This window comes from Membranihabitans marinus (assembly GCF_021729155.1).
GTDB lineage: Bacteria > Bacteroidota > Bacteroidia > Chitinophagales > Saprospiraceae > Membranihabitans > Membranihabitans marinus.
This window is the reverse complement of sequence record NZ_JAJQYA010000005.1, coordinates 74,432-93,336: the sequence shown is the minus strand read 5'-3', so window position 1 is coordinate 93,336 and position 18,905 is coordinate 74,432. Positions and strand designations below refer to the sequence as shown.

12 protein-coding genes and 1 other RNA gene are annotated in these 18,905 nt (G+C 39.3%); 5 read left to right on the top strand and 8 right to left on the bottom strand.

Going from position 1 to position 18,905, the window contains the following annotated elements; genetic code table 11:
- Window positions 1-51: 51 nt before the first annotated feature.
- The 6 genes from menA to LVD51_RS05015 are packed head-to-tail and all read right to left on the bottom strand — an operon-like array spanning window position 52 to window position 6,635.
- Window positions 52-957 (bottom strand): 1,4-dihydroxy-2-naphthoate octaprenyltransferase, encoded by a 906-nt coding sequence (menA, locus tag LVD51_RS05040; protein WP_236970105.1) that lies wholly within the window; start codon window positions 955-957, stop codon window positions 52-54.
- Entirely contained in the window at window positions 957-1,778 is an 822-nt protein-coding gene (gene menB, locus LVD51_RS05035; RefSeq protein ID WP_236970104.1) for a 1,4-dihydroxy-2-naphthoyl-CoA synthase, read from the bottom strand. The genes menA and menB overlap by 1 nt, the downstream gene beginning before the upstream one ends.
- Before the next feature lie 2 nt (window positions 1,779-1,780).
- Window positions 1,781-3,460 (bottom strand): 2-succinyl-5-enolpyruvyl-6-hydroxy-3-cyclohexene-1-carboxylic-acid synthase, encoded by a 1,680-nt coding sequence (menD, locus tag LVD51_RS05030; protein ID WP_236970103.1) that lies wholly within the window; start codon window positions 3,458-3,460, stop codon window positions 1,781-1,783.
- Between the two features lie 9 nt (window positions 3,461-3,469).
- Window positions 3,470-4,480 carry a chorismate-binding protein gene (locus LVD51_RS05025; protein WP_236970102.1) on the bottom strand — a complete coding sequence of 337 codons (1,011 nt, stop codon included), beginning with the start codon at window positions 4,478-4,480 and terminating at the stop codon, window positions 3,470-3,472.
- A gap of 17 nt (window positions 4,481-4,497) precedes the next feature.
- Window positions 4,498-5,568, bottom strand: a complete 1,071-nt coding sequence (locus LVD51_RS05020) for an AMP-binding protein (protein WP_236970101.1) — start codon at window positions 5,566-5,568, stop codon at window positions 4,498-4,500.
- A 14-nt stretch (window positions 5,569-5,582) separates the two neighbouring features.
- The gene (locus LVD51_RS05015) at window positions 5,583-6,635 is read right to left on the bottom strand and encodes an o-succinylbenzoate synthase (RefSeq protein ID WP_236970100.1); all 1,053 of its coding nucleotides are present in this window, start codon (window positions 6,633-6,635) and stop codon (window positions 5,583-5,585) included.
- A gap of 16 nt (window positions 6,636-6,651) precedes the next feature.
- On the opposite strand from LVD51_RS05015, the gene LVD51_RS05010 reads away from it, so the two are divergent.
- Complete coding sequence (locus LVD51_RS05010; protein ID WP_236970099.1) at window positions 6,652-7,071, top strand: hypothetical protein; 420 nt, start codon at window positions 6,652-6,654, stop codon at window positions 7,069-7,071.
- Between the two features lie 7 nt (window positions 7,072-7,078).
- Here the strand turns inward: LVD51_RS05010 and rnpB are convergent.
- Window positions 7,079-7,491, bottom strand: an RNA gene (gene rnpB / locus LVD51_RS05005) — RNase P RNA component class A.
- A 132-nt stretch (window positions 7,492-7,623) separates the two neighbouring features.
- Here rnpB and LVD51_RS05000 point away from each other — a divergent pair.
- The 4 genes from LVD51_RS05000 to LVD51_RS04985 all read left to right on the top strand — a co-directional run bounded on the left by LVD51_RS05000 (window position 7,624) and on the right by LVD51_RS04985 (window position 15,437).
- Window positions 7,624-11,061, top strand: coding sequence for a sensor histidine kinase (locus LVD51_RS05000; RefSeq protein ID WP_236970098.1), 3,438 nt, complete (start codon window positions 7,624-7,626; stop codon window positions 11,059-11,061).
- Window positions 11,062-11,124: 63 nt separating this feature from the next.
- Window positions 11,125-11,841, top strand: coding sequence for an SDR family oxidoreductase (locus LVD51_RS04995; RefSeq protein ID WP_236970097.1), 717 nt, complete (start codon window positions 11,125-11,127; stop codon window positions 11,839-11,841).
- Between the two features lie 143 nt (window positions 11,842-11,984).
- On the top strand, window positions 11,985-14,249 hold the full coding sequence (locus LVD51_RS04990) for an acyl-CoA dehydrogenase family protein (RefSeq protein ID WP_236970096.1): 2,265 nt from the start codon (window positions 11,985-11,987) through the stop codon (window positions 14,247-14,249).
- Between the two features lie 162 nt (window positions 14,250-14,411).
- The gene (locus LVD51_RS04985) at window positions 14,412-15,437 is read left to right on the top strand and encodes a metallophosphoesterase (protein ID WP_236970095.1); all 1,026 of its coding nucleotides are present in this window, start codon (window positions 14,412-14,414) and stop codon (window positions 15,435-15,437) included.
- A 471-nt stretch (window positions 15,438-15,908) separates the two neighbouring features.
- On the opposite strand, the gene LVD51_RS04980 is transcribed toward LVD51_RS04985, so the two are convergent.
- The gene (locus LVD51_RS04980; RefSeq protein WP_236970094.1) at window positions 15,909-18,791 is read right to left on the bottom strand and encodes a TonB-dependent receptor; all 2,883 of its coding nucleotides are present in this window, start codon (window positions 18,789-18,791) and stop codon (window positions 15,909-15,911) included.
- Between the last annotated feature and the right edge of the window lie 114 nt (window positions 18,792-18,905).

The following is an 18,905-nucleotide window of genomic DNA, read 5'->3' as shown; positions in this document are numbered from 1 at the left end:
CTCTCTATATATTTACTTTCCTATTAACTCATCTCAGCACCAACATACCTCCTATATCCCATAACTCACTATCCATCCCAATCCAAACAATACGACCAAACCCAAAGTAGACAATGACAATTGCTTCAACAATGGATCCAAATCCCCACCAATTCGCCCCTGAACTGCCTTAATATGCTTAATAAATACCGGCACCATCAAGACAAACAAGAATTGCCATACCCCTACAAAATGTAAAAATGAATATATAATCAAACACATCCATGAAATCAATATTAATGCGTAATGATATTGTTTGGCACGGGAAATTCCAAGGTGTACAGGCAGAGTATTCTTGCCACTCCTTTTATCGGCTTCCAAATCCCTCATGTTGTTCAAATTCAAAACTCCAACTGCAAGACTGCCTATAGCTATAGCCGGCCAAATATTCCGCCACAAAAAACCATCGTATATTAAATAATGTGTGCCCAATACTCCGACTAATCCGAAAAATATAAAAACAAACAAATCTCCTAACCCCCGATATCCATAGGGATTTTTACCCATGGTATATGTAATGGCTGCTACTATAGCTAGAAAACCGATTCCTAAAAGCACATAAAAAGCCGTCTGACTTAAACCGCTCGCCATCAACAAATATATTCCGCTCAGTAGTGAAAGAACTGCCGTAATACCTATGCCCATCTTCATCTGAGATTGATTAATCTGCCCACTTTGCATAGCCCGTTCCGGCCCAATCCTACCTTGTAAATCTACACCAGAAGTATAATCTCCGTAATCATTGGCGAAGTTGGACAAGACCTGTAGCAAAACCGTTGTCAATATGGTCAACAAAAAAACTCTAAAATCGAAGGATTGATCTGCATAGGCCAATATCCCCCCTAGAGAAACACAGGACAAAGAAAGTGCCAATGTCCTCGGTCTAGCCGCATGCAGCCAGGACTTCAAAGTACTCATTATGGAAACTTTGGAAATTTGTCAAAATCGGGATCTCTCTTCTCCATAAAGGCCTGTCTTCCCTCCTGAGCTTCGTCCATTAAATAATACATCAAAGTCGCATCTCCAGCAAATTCCATCAATCCTCGCTGACCGTCCAGTTCAGCATTGAGACCGCGCTTTATCATACGCAATGCCATAGGACTTCTCATCTTCATTATTTCACACCACTCAACTACCGTATCTTCTAATTTTTCCAATGGAACAACCTTGTTGACCATACCCATATCCTCTGCCTCTGCAGCCGAATATTGATTGCACAAAAACCATATCTCACGAGCCTTCTTTTGACCTACCTGTCTAGCTAAATAAGAAGAACCAAATCCCGCATCAAAACTCCCTACCTTCGGTCCAGTTTGACCAAAAATGGCATTCTCAGATGCTATGGTCAAATCACATACTACGTGCAATACATGACCTCCTCCGATAGCATAACCATTGACCATGGCAACTACCGGCTTGGGTAATGACCTAATCTGCTTGTGCACGTCCAATATATTTAATCGAGGTACACCGTCCTTTCCAACATATCCACCCAATCCTTTTACATTTTGATCCCCTCCAGAACAAAACGCCTTATCACCTATTCCCGTCAATACCACAATACGCAAGTCCGTTCTTTCCTTACATATATCCATAGCCTTTATAATCTCATTCACGGTTTGAGGTCTGAAAGCATTGTACACTTCTGGTCGGTTAATGGTAATCTTAGCGATTTGCTGGTATTCTTCAAATAAGATATCCTCAAATTTTTCAATTGTCGTCCAATTTCTAGTGGCCATTACTATGTTTTAGATAGATTATTAAAATATTCTTTCAGTATTTTGTCATTTTCCTTTCGAGGAGTATTGATTTCCAATACTGCTAAGGAAGGACAAAGTACAAAATTTTGAAAAATCTCTTGCAAGTCATCATTAGATCTTGCTTGAAATGTTTTTATTCCAAAAGATTTCACCAATGGGAGAACACTGTTTTCGTGACTCGTCTCCAAGAATTTATCCAATACATCGGTCTTTTGCGGTCCTGGAATAAATCGAAAAATTCCTCCTCCATTATTATTAACAACAACGATTTTTAAATTTTTCGGCCTCGGAGTATGCCAAAAAGCATTGCTATCATACATAAATGATATATCCCCGGTGATTAGAAATACAGGCTCTGAATCAGCCGCTTGACTAAATCCAACCGCAGTACTCGTACACCCATCAATACCACTTACTCCCCTGTTCGAATAAAATAGCTGGTTGGGCTTGCTGTCAAACAACAAACTATATCGAATCGACGCACTATTGCCCAAGTGAATATGACTATTATCGGGCAGGGCATTCATTAAATATGACCAGACCTTTAAATCTGACCAATTTATCTTTTGAACGAATTCATTGTGCTGAACAGCCACAGTAGTCTTGCGTTTTTGCCATCGCTCATAATAACTGCTATCCACTGGATCAAATTTATCGCTATAATCCCACAAGGTGTGAACCGTCGCATCGATAATCTGAGTCAAAGACCCAAAAGTATCTCTCTGCTCTAATTTAGAACCAAAATGCCAATGCTCCTCCACCCGAGTGCGAAGCAAGATCTTCTTAATTTTTTTGGAAACAATCTCCTTTCCAAAAGTTATCAGTAAATCGGGATGGTAATCCAACCATTGCTCATCGGACAATGAATATATAGCTCTGTCAATTTGATGAATAAACTGATTGTAATCAAATAGATTGGAAGTGTGCTCACATAATACAACTACATTTTTATCCTTTGAAAATTGGGATAGTAATCGATTAAATTCATCAGTAGGACTCATTTGACCGACCAGTATCATGACCCTATTCGAACGATTCCATATTTCTGTCAACCTACTTAGGCCGGCTTTATCCAAAACCTTCAACCTCTTGGGATATTCGATTAACCGAACCTCCTCCTCCATTTCGGATTGAAACTGATACAATGGTTCGTCCAATGGTACATTAATATGAACTGGACCTAAGGTTTCTCCATGTGCTTTTTCAATGATTTCATTGATCTTGGAATCCACAAACCAAGGCTGGCTCTGCATGGATTCTGTCAATGTCAAACTCCCGCGGATATAATTATTAAAAACCCCATCCTGTCTCATACTTTGACCGTGACCTTGATCAATATAATAGGCAGGCCTATCGGCGGAAATCACAATCAATGGAATGTTTTGATAATAAGCTTCTACTACCGCTGGCCCATAATTGACTACGGCAGAACCAGAAGTACACAGTAGCACAACCGGCATCTTAGACTTCATAGCCAAGCCCAAGGCAAAAAAACCCGCCACTCTCTCGTCTGGAATTGAGTACATTTCCATATCCCCGACTCCGTAAAAAGTCTGAATTATCGGTGCATTTCTCGATCCAGGACTGGTTACAATTTGAAATATTCCTTTGGCTTGAATAATTTTTACCAGTCTTCTTATGATTGCTTTATCTGAAAACATGAATTTTTTCTATGGTTTTATCTGCATTCTGGTTTGCAAAGTACTGAATTTAAATTGCAACTCCTGCCATTCTTGTTCAGGGTTGGAATCTTTTGTTATCCCCCCGCCGGCATACAATACTATGTCATTTTTCAACACCTCCATACACCGTATATTTATATACAATTGATAATCAGTGTCGGATAATACCGGCCCTAAAAATCCAGAATAATACCTTCTAGGCCGCTTTTCCAGACGTTTTATCCATTCTATAGCATTGGGAACTGGTGTACCACTCAGAGCAGGACCAGGATGTAAGCTAAAAGGTGAAATCTCAACTCGATTGACATTCAACGTATAGGTAGAAGACAAGTGAAAAATAGGTCCTGCATTAATCGGCTTCGGTCCTAGTTTTTGATATTCCTTGCCTTGGAGACATTCTTCAATATAGGCTTCTACGAATCGGTGTTCCTCCAATTCCTTTTCTCCCCAATCTTCTATTGAAGGCGCATCTTTTAATGTTCCGGCGAGTGCGACCGTCGATATTTCATCCTTTGATCTCTGCATCAACAATTCCGGACTAGCTCCTACCCATGTCCCTGTCTCTTCAGCTGAAAACAAATAAACAAATGCTTGTGGATAAGCCTCTCGAAGTTTTTGTAATACTATGGCGTAGTCCTGTCCACTATTGGAACTTATTTTAGAGATTGAAAAAACCAATTTTTGAATCTCTCCCTTTTTAATACTTTGAATAATAGATGTAATGGTATCGCGATACTCTTCCCATTGCATTGCGAATGGAATAACTGATGTATAATGTAAATCATCAGTGGAAAAAGATAAATTAGAAGGTTGGCTTTCCCCAACAATTTTCAGCATAGCCCCATCAACACTGTCAAAAGGGGCAAATACAAATCCGCTAGTCTGACCTATATCTGTGCTTAACACCCATTGAGTGGGTCCACTAATTTCAAAAAAATCCTCTTCTCCAGGCAAAGAATAAAAGACTACTGCCTTTGTCCTGCTCACTGTATTGGTCATTATTACTATTTACTCAATTATTGTATCGACGATTGATTCTCCAAAAAAGTCCGCCGTCTATCCAATTTACCACTTTTTGTAAAAATCATTCTACTTACAAATATAATTTCTTTAGGTCGTTCTAATTTACTTAAATGTTCATAAAGGATATTTTTAAGATTCTTCATATCAAAATTTTCTTTCGACTCCATTACTAATACCAATCGCTGGCCCAGAGTCTGATCAGGAGCACCATAAAAATAGAACGGTTCTTCGATATAGGGATTTAGTTTATCTTCCAATACCTCTGGCGACAATTTCACCCCCCCACTATTGATGACAAAATCAAATCTCCCAATCCAAACAAATCTTGTGTCCGACAACAAATCCACCCTATCATTGGTCAACAAATCGGGCTGATTAATATGTGGCGCATGAATCTTTAATCGCTGATCAACTACAGTAAAATTCACCCCAGGAACTGCTTCAAAATAGGATTGACTACTGGGATAGATGGCTTTGATTGCAACGTGACTATAAGTCTCTGTCATGCCAAAAGTTTCATAAATATTGGCTGAAGATTTTGGGATTTGATCAATGAGTTCTCGAGATACCGGGGCACCTCCGAGTAGAACAACACTCATCGTATGAGGAATCGGAAATTGTCCTGTCGATATCATATTGGAAAACTGATGGGGAGTGAAAGCAGTCAAATCCAATGTTCTATTAGGTAATATGGGACAACTACTGACAGTGGTGGTCAATAGGTTTAGCCCTCCGACAATTGCACGTACTACCATCATTCGACCAGCAATGTATTGAGCTGGCATACTCAATAATGCAGTCTGTCCTTCTTTTAATGAAAAATAGGTTAAAGTAGCCATCGCACTTGCCCTGCAATCCGCCTTGGCTATCTTCATCTTCTTTGGAATCCCTGTTGAGCCCGAAGTCTGCCCCCAAAATGAATCCTCATCATCAAACCACATCTCTATAAAATCTACCAATGCAGTATCCTGAATGGACTTCGATCTGGACAATTCTCCATCTCTTATTGAAGCTCGACTCCAATACAAGTCATTTATTATGATCCCTTTATCAGCATCCTTCATACATTGTGCATTTTCTATCCGGGTAATTCCCCCCATGTTCTTTCGGGATTACAAAATATTTGTCCTCCATTTTCCTGTAACGGAGAGTCTATATTATTGGTAAACAATTGTCCTGTTCCCAAACCCTGTGGCAAGGTTACAGACCAATGATCAGACAATTGAGCCAGGACATTTAAACCGACATTGGACTCGAGTGCCGACGTCATCCACCATCCAATATTATTCTTATTGCATAAATCTATATAGGCAGCCGTCTCTTCAATACCTCCAATAAGGCTGGGTTTAAAAATCAAATATTGGGGTTTTATGGCTTCTACCAAATCCTTTTTTTCTTTATTGCTTCTCCATCCGATCAATTCTTCATCGAGGGCAATAGGAATAATATTCTTTGAACACAATTGAGCCATGATCTCAGACTGTCCCGCTTTGATGGGTTGTTCAATGGAATGAATACCAAAGACAGACAACTGTTTCAATCTTTCTTCTGCTTGATCTGGGGCAAATGATCCGTTGGCATCCAACCTCAATTCCAAATCCTCTACAGAAAAAGACTGTCGAATGTATTTCAACAAATCCAATTCTTGCGCAAAATCAATTCCTCCTATCTTCAACTTAAGACAGCGATTCCCCAATTCCAATTTCGATTTAATTCGATCGTACATCTCTTGTTTAGTCCCCATCCATATCAGACCATTGATAGCGATGGACTGATTGCCGCGAGCGAACTCTCCGTCATACCAAATTCGACGACCACCATTTTCCCAATCCAATAGTGCAGATTCCAAGGCAAAACGAGTAGATGGGTACTTTTGAAATTCATCGATTACGGATGCTAAGGCTTGCTTCTCAGTTTGTGACGACATCCATTGGTGAAACGAATCGTCCTCAATACTCAGTCCATCTAAAGGCCCTGCTTCACCCCAACCACAACGCTGATCTTCTTCATCAGATGAAGTCAGAATCATAAAATAGGTCTTTCGTTGGTGTAATACGGAACGAGATGTACCGGCTGGAAATTTAAAGATTAGCTGGTGGGGGATGATCTTAACTTTTATATCTTTGTCCAAAGTCAAATTTAAATTTATGCGTTTTAAAATATTCCTATTTATACCGCTCTTATTCATTATGTTTTGCAGCTGTAATTCAGAAAATTCAAAACAAAATGGATCCAATACTGATACTGATTCCAAGGTCAACTACCAAAACATAGTGGGTCAATATAAAGCTGATATCATTACCGACAGCAATGACCCTGAAATATTAACGATGTCCAAGTCGGCAAACATCAAATTTACATTTAATGATGATAAGACTGTGGTTTATGAGGCAAAAATAATGACAAATGATATCCAAACCACGGGAAAGTTTAGATTGAGTAACGACAGTATTTTCCTTTATGAATTGGGCAATGTCCCCGATGGTTACTTTAAAGTAACCCCATTAGACCAAGGCAAATGGCAACTCAATGGAAGTGGTAATTTCATACTAAATCCAGTGAATTAAAGATAAAAAAAGTTGTAGCCCGATAAACCGGATTCTGTCGTGCCCTATCATTTATCTAGTCCCATCGTCACCAATGGGATCAAGCTGCCTACCCCTTGCGACCCGAAGCCCCAGCGAGCAGCCAGGTATGTTCCAAAGAACAAATCACAATATATTTGGCATTTCAACCCACAAGGTTTACCTCAAAATATTATTACTAATATTCTGCGTGCGCTCTTACCGCACGTTTTCACCCTTACTCCAGTCTTCTGATTTGACTCAAGACGACGGAAGCGGTATATTTTCTGTGGCACTATTCTGTATCTGAATTCCAAAGAAATCAAACCCCACCCGTTAGGTGGTGTGGTGCTCTACGTTGTCCGGATTTTCCTTTCCATATACAGTGATTGCTCACTATGGAACGATAGAGTGGACTACAACTTAATCTTTGTTCTCGTTTGCTTTTAAACAAGATTTATATTTTTTATACGTTGACTCAATGACTCAAAATCCTTGCAGTCATATAAAATATATTAATTATTTTAATGATATCTTTACCGCAAAACCAGACTATTGAAAGTTCAAAAAAGTAATATATTCATCGGTTCCTTGGCTGCCGTATTTTTTTTACTGGCTTTAGTAGTATCCTTATACAAAGGTAGTCATTTCCTTTTTGAAAATAAGATAAATTTAGCTCAAAGCAAAGTAGCCAGAGCTCACAACGAATTGCTAAAACTCATTGATTCCGATGAAGTCTGGAAAGAACTCCAGTATCGACAACCAGACGTCAATCTGCAGTTTATTGAAACACTGAATAAGGAATATGATTTAGGTGAAAATTTCGACCTTCGTATATGGCAGGATGGTCGACAAGTATATTGGCAAAATAATTTACAATACCCACTTTTTGAAGTTCAACCCGAGGAATCTAAGGTCGACATTGTTTTTCGTCAACAAAGCCCTTATCTCAAAGTCCAAATTTTAGGAAGTCAAAACAGGGCTTTAGAATATACTTGTGCTATTGACAACCTCCCATTGTCGGCACTAAAATCTACAGAGAATCAAGTTCCTATCCTAGAACATCATTTCGAAGAAGAACTCAACCAATGGATGGATTGGAAATCCACCCAAAGTAGAGATAGTTTCAAAGCTTGGCTTTTTCTCTTTGGTTATATATTTACCATCCTATTTGTATTCAATACTGCAAGGGCCATGCTTCCAGCATTCGGTCCCCAAATCGTCTACCCCATTCTTACCTTCGTCCTCATTGCCCTGCGATTACCCAGCATTTTCTACCCGTTGATTTCTTCATCGGAAACCCTACTCTTTCAACCCCATTTTTTAGACATAGGAAGTCCCATTAGCATGGCCGACATCTTGATCAACATATTTACCTTCCTTATTTTTGCGATTTTTTACTTTCGCGATTTTAAGGATCAAAAAATTGCTGGATTCTCCTTGCCCAAAAAATATCTTTACACCTTGTTGGGATATTTAATTTTCACCCTGTTCTGTTTATTCTACTTATTCTATATCAAGGCCATCATCGGCAATCGATTTATCGCTCTCAATATCAAGGTAATTCCCAATTTAAGTGCCACCCACTTCCTAGTATTATTGGCTACCTTCCTACTGTTAATCGGTATTTTCATAGTGACCATTAAGATATTTCTGTCCATCAGAACCTTTAATTTGGACTGGGCCAAAAAACTAGGACTCTTTACCATTGCCGTACTCACCAGCTTGATTTTTTTCTTTTTCACCCATATTGAAGTCAATATATGGTTGTGGATCTTGAGCTTATTTATCATAATGTTGCTCTTTGACCTATTTCTGGATTCCACCATGAGGGACTTTACTTGGATATCAGTGTGGCTTCTTATTCTCTGCCTATTTACCACCGTATTATTCTATCATTTTTACAAAGTCAAGGTACATAAAATGGCTATCGATGTGCTTTCTCAAAAAATTGCCTATCCCGACACAGCCTTGTTAAATCTCCTTGATGTTGATCCAAATAACACCACCATAGATTCTTCGAATCAAATAAAAACACAACTCAACAACCTCGTATTTGAACACCCCGACATCCTCGACAAATATCAGATATCCCTAACCCATACCCTACCTCAAAAAATAGAAATTAGTCAACCGAACCTATATAAAACCCTTGAATATTATAGTCCTGTTGCCCTGCCCAAGACCTATTATATCAATTATCCACCAATGGATACCTCTTTAGTAACCTTTTTACAATTTAAAGAGAGAAACAGTGGGCTGTACTTTCAGAATCCCGGCAATTTTGAAAAACAAAAAATCTTCGAAGCCGGTGATTGGACCATCTATCACGGACTTAACAATTTGAATAAAGATGACTTGTTTTTCCCTGAAAAACTGCAAAGTCAAAAAGATGAATCCGACCATCTGGGTTTTGTCAACTCCGAATTGATTCAATATACCATAGCCAAGAAAAACGAACTAACCATTATCGGTAGACAAGAGTTCGACGGTTTACTTCAGCCGCTATCTTTTTTCTCATTTTTATTTATACTCGCCCTCCTCATCCTTTTATTTATTATAGGACTTCACAGTATCTACAGTTTTCTTCCCGAGGAGTTTAACAATTACTTCCTCGAAAGTCTAACCATCAGAAATAAAATTCAATTTTCTGTATTGAGTTTACTTGTAGTTGCCTTTACTATAGTAGGGATAGTCAGTGCCAATTTTTACAAGCGTACCTTCAAGGAAAGTTTGAAAGATTCGGTAAATGACTACTATCAATCCATCCACAAAACCCCACACCAGGCCGGCGATCTGGCCAATCTATTGGCTGAACTACCCAGCCCCTACATACTATATGATGAAGACGGCAAATACATCGCTTCTTCTGCCATCTCTCAAAAACTGCCACAACGCATAGATTATCAACGCTTAATAGAGCTGAGAACTACTACAAAACCAATAGACAGTTATTCATGGAATTACGACCAATTGTATTTCCCTTTGTTTACTGCAGATGAAAAAAAGGTTTATTTATCCTATTACCAATTTGAACCCGTTCCTGCTGGTTTTTATAATTTCTTAAATCTGTTGCTCAATGCCTTTGTATTTTTATTATTGATCTCATCGGCCTTATCGTTCTCGATTTCCAATTCCATCATTAGTCCTTTAACCGAATTGGGGATGAAATTAAAGGAATTTGCCTTGGGTCAACAAAACGAACCATTAAAATGGAATCAAAGTGATGAGTTAGGCGCACTGATACAGGCCTACAATGAAATGGTCGAAAAACTGGAACAAAGCGCAGAATTATTGGCTCGTACCGAACGCGAAGTGGCTTGGCGCGAAATGGCCAAACAAGTAGCTCACGAAATCAAGAATCCCCTCACTCCCATGAAACTCAGTATTCAACATATGGATATGAGGATCCAAAGAACCGAGGAAGAAGAAGCCAAAGCCATTGTAAAAGATGTCTCAAAGGTATTGATTGAACAAATCGACAACTTAAGTCGAATCGCTAGTGAATTTTCATCCTTTGCCAAATTGCCCAAACCCGAATACGAAGAAATCCTACTCAACGATTTGGTGACTTCTGTTCACGATCTTTTTCGAACTCGATCTGATATCAAATTCAACTTATACGTTCCAATCGATGAAATCGTGGTACTTGCAGACCGCAGCCATTTGGTAAGGGTCTTAAATAATTTGGTAAAAAATGCGGTCCAATCCATTCCCGATGACACTTCTGGCTATATTTTTATTCGGCTAAAAGAAGAAGACAATAGGGCTATTGTCCAGATCGAAGACAATGGGAAAGGTATTCCCGACGAACTTAAAGAAAAGGTATTCTTCCCCAATTTCACTACAAAAACGTCAGGAACCGGTCTCGGCTTGGCCATTTGTAAAAATATTATTGGCACCTTTAATGGAAACATTTACTTCAGTTCCAAAAAACCCCATGGCACCATATTCACATTTGAATTGCCAATTTTAAATAAAAATGAAAATTAAAAGGTTTTTGACAACTTTTTGCCCTGTGCATTATTCTTATAAAATCAAACAAATAATAGAATTATGAAACCACTAGAAAACAAAGTTGCCTATATCACAGGCGGAAGCAAAGGCATAGGTCTTGGAGTAGCGAAATCTTTACTCAATTTGGGAATGAGAGTAGCCATTTCTGGTAGGGATTATGCGGCAGTTAGTAAAACCGCCGAATCTTTAGCCGAGGGCGATGACCGGGTTTTGCCCATTGCTTCAGACGTCAGAAAATATGAAGATGAGACAGCTGCTATTCAAACTATTTTAGACAAATGGGGGCAATTGGATGTATTGATCGCCAATGCTGGTGTGGGGAAATTTAGCAATATCAGCGATATGTCATTAGAAGATTGGAATGCTACTATAGACACCAATCTCACTGGTGTTTTCCACAGTCTAAAAGCTGCGATTCCATCACTTAAGATCAGCAAGGGCTATATTTTCACCATAGCCAGTTTAGCGGGCACCAATTTCTTCCCTCACGGAACGGCCTACAACGCCAGCAAATTTGGTCTTGTAGGATTTACTCAAGCCGCCATGTTGGACTTGCGACAAGACGACATCAAAGTTTCCACCATTATGCCTGGATCGGTGGCTACCTATTTCAACGACCACATACCTAGCGATGCCGACGACTGGAAAATTCAACCAGAAGATATCGGACAAATTATAGCCGATATGCTACAACTCAATCCTAGAACCCTACCGAGCAAGGTAGAAGTGAGACCGTCCAAACCCCCTAGTAAATAAAAAAACTAAAAAAGAGCCCTAAACATGAAATGATAATGTTTGGGCTCTTTTAGCTTTGACTTATTGCAAAGTTTATTGATAGAAGTGGCCTTAAATTGGAAAAGAATAATTATATTTTCATAAAATATTTTTAAATCTTTGACATGTCTACAGCGACCTTATCACAAAACAGCCAAATATATATTCCATTTCTTTATTTGATATGGGCCGATGGTCTTTTGACCCATTCTGAGCTAGCTATCGTAAGGCGAGTAGTCATGGCAGACTCAGAATTGCCCGAGGTTGAAAAAGAACAACTATTGCTTTGGCTAGATGCCGACCAACCTCCTACAGAAGATATATTCGAAGAGTGGAAACAGTGGTTGTATAATCATCCAGTAAAAATCAATCCTCAATCCAATTTCCCCTTAACCGAATACGCTACCGGCCTTATTTCGACTCAAAAAGAGATAAACACCACCGGACTACAAGATATCGAATACAATCTAGGCATGCAGGTGCAACAATACAAACACCTGTTCAAAATTCAAACCATTGAAAAACAGGCAGGCCCTAGTTTTGATATAGAGGTAATGAAGACAATAGTCAATGGAGATACTTCTGAAATACAGCCCAAACTCGATCACCTATGGCAAGAATCCCTTCTCGATTGGCAATACTTACCAGACAACAAGGCCCATCGCAGAAAGGTAAAAGCCCAATTGGATTTTATCGCTCAACAAGGACTGGGTGCCCTAGCTTATCCAAAATCCTATGGTGGAGAAAATAGTATCAAGACCTATGGGCAAATATTTGAACAATTAATCTATGCCGATCCCAGTTTATCGATAAAATTCGGGGTTCAATTCGGTCTCTTTGGTGGCAGCATTGCCAATCTAGGCAGTAAAAAACACCACGATCGATGGCTTACCGACATCGGCAAGGGAAAAATTCTAGGTTGTTTTGCCATGACGGAAGAAAACCATGGCTCCAATGTAAGAGGACTTAAAACGACGGCCACCTATATCCCTGAGTCCGACACTATAGAAATCAACACCCCCAGCGATGTCGATTACAAAGTCTATATAGGCAACACCTTAGATGCCCAACTGGCTACGGTTTTTGCTCAATTGTTAGTCAACGGCAACAATTGTGGTGTTCATGCTATTGTCGTTCCTTTACGCGATACCACTGGCAACTTACTCCCTGGTATTCAAGTAGCCGACAATGGCTACAAAGGAGGACTAAACGGAGTAGACAATGGCAAAATATGGTTCCACCAAGTACAAGTTCCCGCCTTTAATCTACTGGATCGCTTTGGAGGAATCGACCAAAACGGTGAATACCAATCAGAGATTAAAAACAGATCCAAAAGATTCTTTGTCACCTTGAGTACTTTGATAGGAGGAAGAATTTGTGTGGGCCAAGCTGCCAATGCCAGCAATAAACTCGGGCTTTCAATCGCCATCCAATATGGTCATAGTCGACGTCAGTTTGGTGCGGAAAATCAAATAGCGGAAACTATATTAATGGATTACCCCAGCCATCAAATGAGACTAATCCCTAGACTGGCCAAAACCTACGCCCTACACTTTGCACTCAAAGATTTAATGGAAGAATATAGTACTTCTCTTGAACAACTAGATAAAAGAAAAATAGAAACCCAGGCGGCGGCATTAAAAGTTATGGCCAGCAACCACGCCAATGACAGTCTTCAAGAATGTAGAGAAGCTTGTGGAGGGAAAGGCTTTATGAGCGAAAATCGATTGACCCAACTGCGATCTGATATCGATATATTTTCCACCTTTGAAGGGGACAATCACGTCTTATTGCAACTGGCCGCCAAAGGGATCTTATCCGAATTTCAAACCGAATTTAATGCCAATAGCTTTCTAGGTGTCATCAAATACCTAAAAAGTAATTGGACCGACTCCATAGTCAACTACAACCCACTGTTTACCAACAAAATAGACGCCAACCATCTGTTTAGTCGTGAATTTCACAGAGAGGCATTCACCTACCGTCGTAGGCGATTAACCTTTTCATTAGCTGGACGGATGCAGCGTTTATTTAAAAAGAGAATCAAACCCTATCAAGCTTTCTTAAAAACCCAAACTCATATGCTAACCTTGGCAGAGGCCTACGCTGAAGAACTGGTGCTAAATGCCATTCAAAGAGCCATTGCCAATACCAGCCAAGAAAAAGAGAAAATGATGCTCAAAAAAATCAGTGCTATGTATGCCCTACATACGATTTTGGAACACAAGGCTTGGTATTTAGAACAAGGTTATATCAGTGCCAACAAATCAAAAGCCATTAGACAATTGGTGCATCGACAAGCTCAGTTATTGACACCAGATGCATTGGCATTAATCGAAGTTTTTGATATCCCCAAAAAATATCTAGATCTACCCATTCTCCAATCTTAGTCTGTCATAATGACTCATAGACCATGGGGATAATCATTGAATGTAAACAGAGGTAAAAGATTGCTTTACGACTTAACCTTTATTCAATCTATAAGAATTATAATTCCCCATAATAAAAATTACATTTGCGATTTTTAATCCATATCATTTCGATCTTATTTTATGAAACCACTCTCCTTTTACTACCAGCGCTACAAGACTATTTCTCGAGGACTCACTTTCCTTATTATAATGTATTTATACACCATGGCTACCATTAGTGCTCAACCTAAGATATCACAAGAAGATGAGGATTTATTTACCATCCAATTGGATCGGACCTCATCTCCCATAGTAATATTACAGGTAACCGATATGCACCTTGGCAGTACAGAGGAGGGAAAATGGAAACGCGATATGGAGACATTTCGCAGAATAAAAAAGTTAGTAGATACCTACGATGTCGATATGATAGCTGTCACTGGTGACTTGTTTACTGGAGAAAAACCCTTTGGTGCTTTACTGGTAGCCCATGCCGTTCAGTTTTTCGATCACCTAGAACGTCCTTGGCTCTATGTATTTGGCAATCATGACCCTCAAGGTGGCTTTGGCAGAGCAGCTATTGCCGAAGTAATGGCCGAATCCAAATGGGCAATTCTCGGCAAACACAGTGTGGATAACGAATGGAAAGAAAAATACGACTACCTAGTAAATATCAATTTTAAAAATGAACCCAAACCAGCTTGGCAAATATTTGGATTTGACTCTGGTTCCGAAAAAGGCTACAAATCAATAAAAGACGATCAGCTCGACTGGTATAAAGAGCGATCCTCTCAATCCTTTAAAAAATATAAAGAATCCACTAGAGCCATTTCTATATTTCATATACCACTGATTCAATACCAATACCTTCAAGATGACAAAACTTATTCCTACCAAGGGATAGCCGACGAAAAAGTATACTATGAAGAGGATGATGGTCGGGTATATGATACTTTTTTAGAGGTCGGCAATATTGAAGCCACCTTTTGTGGCCATGACCATTACAACAACTATTGGGGAAAATACAAAGGAGGTATTATTTTGGGCTATGGATTCATTAGTGGAGTATCCACCAAATATGCATGGCCTCCAGGCGGCAAACTCATTACCCTACCCATCGATGGAGGAGAAATAAAAATTGAAAATGTTTCTCCCAAGATGGATTAAAAAAATAGAAGGGAGGCCAATGAGCTTCCCTTTACTTATGGATGGTTTTACACTTTCTAATTCTATCAATTGACTTCTACCAAAGGCATTTGGTATTACTTTTGTTCTATCTATAACAAAATGAAAACATCTTTGAATCTTTCCATAAAAACAAATATTGGTATAATAGTAATACTGAGATGTAAATCATAAAGGACTGCGCCTTTTACGGTCACAGCCCTTTATGTATCAATATATAGCGAACAAAAACTCACTTCTCTATTTCATATATTTCTTATATCTTTTTATATCCAATAATACGATTTACATTTTATGATGACGGAAAAGATTTCGAAAATATTTGGAGTTAGACGAGGCTAAAAACACAGACATAGCCGTAGCTACGGCGAGTATTTTAAACGATGTAAAACTTCAAATAAATCGAAAGATTTCCGTTAATTATAAATGTAATTCGTATAAATAGATATTGTTTCAATCTATGGTAAAAGACAATCTCGCAAAGGCAAACCGACCATTGGTTCCAAATTGAGGAGATCTTCTTGAATAAATAAATCGACCATCTGACAAATATTCATCTCGAGACTTATCTGGGTATACATCGAGTAAGTTATTAGCCCCTACGGTCAAATTTACATTTGCTGCTATGGCATAACCAATACTGAGGTCTGTGACCACTTTCCCTGAATACACTTGAGGATTTTCCTCATTCGTCGCTTCGGTTGTCTCACCAAAGAAGGTGTTTCTCAAATAGAAATGCCATTTATCCACAGATAGACCATTGTTCAATGAAAGTTTCACTCTAGGCACTGCTTCCTCTAGGTATATCCGACTCGCTTCATCAAAATAAGTAGATACTAAGCCCTTTTCTCTTAACAATTCGGAAGCCTTAATATCTCCCTCTTGGGTAGTTTTACTAAAAGTGGCAGCCAAGTCATTGGACAGTGAAACACCTGACGGAAAGTACACTTTATGAGATACTACTACATCCAATCCAGTAGTTTTGGTATCGATAGCATTGGTAAAGAATGCTGCTCTATCCGCCCCTGCTTGAGCAAATATAGAACGCAGTTCTTCATCATCACCTGCCGAAAACTGACCGGTGTATACTACCCGATCATCAATATTGATGAGATAACCATCTACGGTAAATTTCAATCCAAGATCTGGTGCCTTAGCGGTAAAGCCCAAACTAAAATTCTGAGAAGTTTCTTCTTTCAATTCGGGAATTCCCAAAAGCTTAGCAGCCCGCGAAGTATTGGCAAAAGTCCCGACTTCCTGTGCAGTATTCACACCTCCTACTTGTTCGAAAATAGTAGAAGTTCTACTAAAATAGATTTGGTGAAGGGATGGAGCTCTAAAACCAGTTGATATTGCACCGCGAATACTTATATTATCAGATGCCTTCAATCGTGAGGCCACCTTGTAGTTGAAGGTCGAACCAAAATCACTATAATCCTCTGTCCGGATAGCACCAGTAATCAAGAACGCATCTGACACATCCAATTCAACATCTACATATCCCGCAACAGAAGAACGGTTGGCATCAATAAAATTGTCGGGCAAAAAGCCGGCAAAGCATTGACATCCCGCAGATCTAGTGGATCCAAAAAAATTAGTAACCAATAATGAATTGTCAGTAGTAGGATTCACTAAATTTCCATTGACATCGTAATTGCCCCAAGACAATTCAGTACCAGAATTTAACAGGTAATTTTCCCATCGATACTCCGCACCTATGGCAATATTGATACCCTTCATACTTTCTAACTCCAAGTATCGGGACAAATCTATATTGGCGGTATTTTGGCTAAAGGTATGACCTCCAGCATTAAATTCAGATGGAGAACCCGATTCCAAAGTTGCGTTGTGGGTATTGGTTATCTCGTACTCAAAAGTATTGGCTCCATAAGTATTAGAGATATCAACATTCCACCCTCCAGTAACTCCTCGAATTCCTGTGGATATGGATTTATCAATGATATTGGAATTGATCAATGGCAAATATCCATTGACAAAAGATGGAGTGTAAACATTGACATTATTGGGTAGCCTAAAAAAACAGCCAGACTCTCCTCTTCTATATCCGATCCCTCCAAAGGAATAAAAGGCAAAATCGTCACCTACCGGCAATTCCAAATTGGCAAAGAACTTTCCTCCTCTCAAAGCCGACTGACCGACTCTCATATTGTAATCACTGCGTACCTGGCCTCTAGTTGCCAATTCTGCGTCCGTCACATCTGCACTCAACAGTGATTGTAAATCGCCAATAGAGGTTGCAGAACTAATTCCATTTTTAAGAACGGTACTAAAATGACTGACCTGACTTCCAAACTGCTGAATAGCAGATATATCATTGGGCAATTGGGTCAAATCATATCCATCGTTGTATGCTTGCCATTCGATAGCATTGTAAGCATTTAATATATTCCCCTCAAATTCTTGCATTCTATTCGTCCATCCTCTTTGATCAAAACTTCCGGTAAAATTTATAAATCCTCCATCCTTTGTCAGTGGTACACCATAGTTGATCCCAATCCCAAATGTTTCTCCATCTATGTCCTTTGCAGGACTAGATTCACTGGTAAAATTAGCTCCGGTATTCACCCGAACTGCCAATTTATTAACTGTGCGCTTTAGATTTAAATTGATCACTCCTGCGATGGCATCCGACCCATATTGAGCAGCTGCTCCATCTCGCAGCACCTCTATGGTACTGAGGGCATCAGAGGGAATGGCATTCAAATCGGTGCCTACGTTCCCTCGTCCAAAGGTTCCGTTGACATTGATCAGCGATGAGGTATGTCTCCTTTTTCCGTTGAGCAAAACCAATACCTGATCCGGCCCCAATCCTCGCAGGGAAGCTGGGTCTACATGATCTGTTCCATCGGAAATGGTTTGAGTATTGGAATTGAATGAAGGCGCGGAATAGTGTAACAATTGATTGAGTTCAGATTGAGGTGCAGATAAGGAAAGATCTGCTACATTTAAAATATCTACTGGGACTGGAGACTCAGTATTGGTTCGAGCAGGTGCTCTAGTACCGAGGACTACTATCTGATCCAGGGTTTGACCTTGAACCATGACCACATCTATATTCGCATTTCCATCAATAGCCACTTCTTGCATTTGATAGCCGATATAACTAAAGACGAGAACTCCTTGCAAGCTTTCCACCTCGATGGAAAATTTACCATCAAAGTCTGTAGTACTTCCCTTCGATGTACCTTTTAACTGAACCGTGGCTCCAATCAATGGGCCATCTTCTACAGAACTGACACTTCCAGATACGGTCACCTGGGCTTGTGCATAGGTAATCATCGTAATCATACTAATTAAAAGTATCCATTTTTTCATATCCTATCTTTTTTAAGTTAAATAAATTTGATCTATAACAAGACCTCAGAAAAACTAATTAGCCCCATCAAAAAAGACCTAATTAGCGAGTTAATAGTTAGATTATATGTAATA